This is a genomic window from Actinomadura soli, from assembly GCF_005889715.1.
GTDB lineage: Bacteria > Actinomycetota > Actinomycetes > Streptosporangiales > Streptosporangiaceae > Spirillospora > Spirillospora soli.
In genome coordinates this window covers 1-5,009 of sequence record NZ_VCKW01000407.1, presented here as the reverse complement: position 1 = coordinate 5,009, position 5,009 = coordinate 1, and the positions used below count along the sequence as shown (strand labels likewise).

Here is a 5,009-nt window from a genome sequence, read left to right as displayed (position 1 = left end):
GGGTCAGGGGGCGCGGAGGTGCGGGCGGGAGCATCGTCCCGCTGACGATCCTTGCTGCGGCGCGGAATGACCCGCATCGTCACCCTCCCCGGCTTCATGATCTCCTCAGTCTTGCAGGACCGGACACCGTCGCGCATCGGGGCCTGACCGGAAGACCGTCGCGGGGCGTCCGTTGTTCACCCGCGTGATGGAACCGTGCCCCGTTCTCGCGGTTTCAATGCGCGAAAAAGCCCGGCCCCGGGCGAACCGGGACCGGGCCTGCGAAGACTCCGTGACTCAGTCGATGCGCCAGGTGTCGCCGCTGCCGAGCAGCGCGGCGAGGTCGCCCTCGCCCTGGTTCTCGACGGCCTCGTCGAGCTGGGCCCGCATCAGCTCGTCGTAGGACGGGCGGTCGACGTCGCGGAAGATGCCGATCGGGGTGTGCTCGAACGCCGGCTGGTCCAGCCGCGACAGCGCGAACGCCATCGACGGGTCGGGATTGTGGGCGTCGTGCACGGCTATTTCGGACGGGTCGACGTCCGTGACCTTCACGACCTCGAAGGAGCCGGACGGCGAGCGGCGCAGCGCCTTGGAGCGGTCGGCGCCGAACACGATCGGCTCGCCGTGCTCCAGCCGGATGGTCACGTCGTCGCGGACGGACGCGTCCTTCAGCGGCTCGAACGCGTTGTCGTTGAAGATGTTGCAGTTCTGGTAGATCTCGACGAGCGCGGTGCCGCGGTGCTGCGCCGCCGCCCGCAGCACCGACTGGAGGTGCTTGCGGTCGGAGTCGATCGTCCGGGCGACGAACGTCCCCTCCGCGCCGATCGCCAGCGACAGCGGGTTGAACGGCGCGTCCAGCGACCCCATCGGCGTCGACTTGGTGATCTTGCCGATCTCGGACGTCGGCGAGTACTGGCCCTTGGTCAGCCCGTAGATCCGGTTGTTGAACAGCAGGATCTTCAGGTTGACATTGCGGCGCAGCGCGTGGATCAGGTGGTTGCCGCCGATGGACAGCGCGTCGCCGTCGCCCGTCACGACCCACACCGACAGGTCCGGACGGGACGTCGCGAGCCCCGTCGCGATCGCGGGCGCGCGGCCGTGGATCGAGTGGAACCCGTAGGTGTTCATGTAGTACGGGAACCGCGACGAGCAGCCGATGCCGGAGATGAACGCGATGTTCTCGCGGCGCAGCCCGAGCTCGGGAAGGAAGGACTGGACGGCCGCGAGGATCGCGTAGTCACCGCACCCGGGGCACCAGCGCACCTCCTGGTCGGTCTTGAAGTCCTTCATGGACTGCTTCACGTCGGTCTTGGGGACCAGCGAGAGCAGCGTCTTCCCGTTCCCGTTGACGGCGCCGTTGCCGTTCCCGGGGGACCCGTTTCCGTTGTCTCCGTTTTCACTCACTGTCGATCACATCCTGGATGACGCCCTGCAGCTCTTCGGCCTTGAAGGGCAGGCCGCGGACCTGGTTGTAGCCGATCACGTCGACGAGGTACCGGCCGCGCAGCAGCAGCGCGAGCTGGCCGAGGTTGATCTCCGGGACGACGACCTTGTCGTAGGAGCGCAGCACCTCGGGGAGGTTGGCGGGGAATGGGTTGAGGTGGCGAAGGTGGGCTTGCGCGACATGCTGCCCCGCCGCGCGGACGCGGCGGACTCCGGCGGAGATCGCGCCGTACGTCCCGCCCCAGCCCAGCACGAGGACGCGGGCCTTGCCGGACGGGTCGTCCACCGCGAGCGGGGCGATGTCGTTGGCGATCCCGTCCACCTTGGCCTGCCGGAGCCTGGTCATGCGGTCGTGGTTGGCCGGGTCGTAGGAGATGTTGCCGGACCCGTCGGCCTTCTCCAGGCCGCCGATCCGGTGCTCCAGGCCCTCGGTGCCGGGGACGGCCCACGGACGCGCGAGCGTGTCGGGGTCGCGCTGGAACGGCTGGAACTCGCCGTCCTCCGGCGACGGGGGCGTCGCGAAGTTCGGCTCGATCTTCGGCAGGGACGCGACGTCCGGCAGCCGCCACGGCTCGGAGCCGTTCGCGAGGTAGCCGTCCGACAGGAGGATGACCGGCGTGCGGTACTTCACCGCGATCCGGGCGGCCTCCAGCGCCGCGTTGAAGCAGTCGGACGGGGACTGCGGCGCGACCACCGGGACGGGCGCCTCGCCGTTGCGGCCGAACATGGCCTGCAACAGGTCGGCCTGCTCGGTCTTGGTCGGCATCCCGGTGGAGGGACCGGCCCGCTGCACGTCGATGACCAGCAGCGGAAGCTCGGTCGCGACGCCTAGGGCGATCGTCTCGCTCTTCAGCGCGATGCCGGGCCCGGACGTCGTGGTGACGCCGAGGGACCCGCCGAACGAGGCGCCGAGCGCGGCCCCGACCGCGGCGATCTCGTCCTCGGCCTGGAACGTCCGCACGCCGAACCGCTTGTGCTTGGAGATCTCGTGCAGGATGTCGGACGCCGGCGTGATCGGGTACGAGCCGAGGAAGATCGGCAACCCGCTCTGCACACCCGCGGCGACCAGCCCGTACGCCAGCGCCAGGTTTCCGGTGATGTTGCGGTAGAGGCCCGGCGCGTGCTCGGCCGGCTTGATCTCGTACTGCACCGAGAACGCCTCGGTGGTCTCGCCGTAGGACCAGCCCGCCTGGAAGGCCGCGATGTTCGCCTTCATGATCTCGGGCTTGCTGGCGAACTTCTTCTCAAGGAAGGAGATCGTCCCCTCGGTGGGACGGTGATACAGCCAGGACAGAAGGCCCAGCGCGAACATGTTCTTGGCGCGCTCGGCGTCCTTCTTGGAAATCTCGAAGTCGGTGAGCGCGGTGACGGTCATCGAGGTGAGCGGCAGCGCGTGCACCCGGTACTCGGCGAGCGAGTCGTCCTCGACGGGGTTCGTCTCGTAGCCGACCTTGGCAAGGTTGCGCTTGGTGAACTCGTCGGTGTTGACAATGAGGTCCGCCCCGCGGGGGAGGTCCCCGAGGTTGGCCTTGAGGGCGGCGGGATTCATCGCGACCAGGACGTTGGGCGCGTCGCCCGGGGTGAGGATGTCGTGGTCGGCGAAGTGCAGTTGGAAGCTGGACACGCCGGGGAGGGTCCCGGCAGGGGCGCGGATCTCGGCCGGGAAGTTCGGCAACGTCGACAGGTCGTTGCCGAAAGCCGCGGTCTCCTGGGTGAAGCGGTCGCCGGTCAGCTGCATGCCGTCGCCGGAGTCGCCGGCGAAGCGGATGATGACGCGGTCGAGCTGCTGGACCTGTTTGGTCACAGAGGAAGACCTCCTCGACGCGCAGCACCCGTCCCGGGGGAGGCGCCCAGGATCGTGATGCTACTTAGGATTACCTTCATGGTACGTCCGGGATGAGATGGTGTTATCGGGAACGTGCTGCTTGCCGGGACGACGGCGGCTCGGGTGGGCCCGCGTCGCCCGGCCCTCGGCGGCCGGTCATGGGAGGCATGGACCGCGGCCGCCACGCCGCCCGTCATGTGACGTCCCGCTTCCAGGGAAGGTCGTGACCCCGTAATAGAAGACGTATCACTTCGGTGCGGGGTTCACGAGGCACTCCCGGATTCGGGCAGGCCCTATCGGGTGGTACGACCTGGACGGGCGCCCGAGTTCACCCCGAACACAGGCTGCTGCGCTGCCGGCACAGGTCGACGTGAAGCCGTCTGACCAGCCGCCGCGCCGAGTACGTCGAGGAGCCGCGGCTCCCCGCGGGCGTGGAGTTCACGTCCCGAAGTCTAGACAGCCGCGATTGAGTGCGGCTTAAGCGCCCCCGTCCCGGACGGAGTCGCCCGCGGCTACGGGGTCGCCCTGGCCGTCGGCGCCTGGGCCGGCGGCTTCGGCGCCGGTTTCGCCAGGTCGCGGCGCTCGCGGTCGAGCAGGGCGAGCAGCTTCTGGACGCCGTCCGGGCCCACCGCCTCCCCGACCACGGTCGCCGTCGCCGCGTACGGGTACGAGCCGGGGTTGTCGAGCGCGGTGCGCACCCACCTGCGCCACAGCGCGCTGGTCACGGTGCAGCGCAGCACCAGCGCCCGGTCGGCCGGAACCGGCCCCGACGCACCGCACGAGCCGAGCGGCGCGCCCCGGGACGTGATCGCCGCCCGCAGCGCCGCCCGCGCCCCGGACGGCACCGCGCCCTGCGGCGCCGTCAGCGTCGCCGGGACGCTGACGGTGCAGCCGTTGGTGTTCTGGTCGCAGTTGCTGAACGTCAGCGTCCCGGGCCGGAAGCGCAGGGACGGGTCGGCGGCGCCGCCGAGCGCGGCGACCCGCGGCCGGAGCTCGGCGAACAAGGTCGCGGGCGCGGCCATGGGCGCGGCCGCGAACCACGGGGCGTTCTGCCCGGCCGCGCGAACGGACACGAGCTGGTGCGGTGCCGCCCTCGCCACCAGGTACTCCGCGGTCGCCGTCCGGACCTTGTACGCGGGGACGCCGTTCACGTTCTCCGTGGGCGTCTTCGCCGGTGTCCTGGTGAGCGTCTGGGCGATGGACGCCGGGCCGAGCACTTTCGGCACGTCGAAACCCGGCACGGACGCGGGCGCCTTGGACCACCGTCCGGCGTAGTAGTCCGGGTGGCGGGTCTCTCCCGCGTAGTCGCGCCAGAACTGCGTCCCGGCCTTGACGTAGGTGACGCCGTCGATTGCGGCGACGTCCGCCTTCAGCACGCCCGCCATCAGCGTTCCGGAGGCCGAGCCCGCCGGTGTGACGCGCAGATACGCCCGGACGGGCTTGCCGCCCACCGTCATGGCTCCCTCGTAGCGCATGCCCTTCCCGGACGTGAGCCACTGCCCCGCCTTGAGCGACCACGCGGGCGGCCCTGCGGGCGTGGACGGCTTGCCCGGCTTCCCGGGCTCATCCCCGCCGCCCGCCAGCACGACGGCCAGCGCCGCACCGACCGCCACCACGGTCGCCGCCGCACCCGCCGCGATGATCAGCCGCCGCTGCCGCCGCTGCCGAGCGGGGTCGGACGGGAAGAAGCCGCCGGGCGGGCCCATGGTGTTCGCCTGCTGCGGCTGGTGCGGCTGGTGCGGCTGGTGCGGGGGGTGGGGCG

3 protein-coding genes are annotated in these 5,009 nt (G+C 70.8%); all 3 read right to left on the bottom strand.

Annotation, left to right across the window (positions count from 1 at the left end; all coding sequences use genetic code 11):
* Positions 1–276: 276 nt before the first annotated feature.
* Positions 277–1,383 (bottom strand): 2-oxoacid:ferredoxin oxidoreductase subunit beta, encoded by a 1,107-nt coding sequence (locus ETD83_RS39280; RefSeq protein WP_230421493.1) that lies wholly within the window; start codon positions 1,381–1,383, stop codon positions 277–279.
* Positions 1,376–3,226 (bottom strand): 2-oxoacid:acceptor oxidoreductase subunit alpha, encoded by a 1,851-nt coding sequence (locus tag ETD83_RS39275; RefSeq protein ID WP_138650290.1) that lies wholly within the window; start codon positions 3,224–3,226, stop codon positions 1,376–1,378. Before ETD83_RS39275 ends, ETD83_RS39280 begins: the two co-directional genes overlap by 8 nt.
* A gap of 533 nt (positions 3,227–3,759) precedes the next feature.
* Positions 3,760–5,009: LolA-like protein (locus ETD83_RS43275; RefSeq protein WP_171064703.1), on the bottom strand; the 1,250-nt coding region annotated here is incomplete at its 5' end.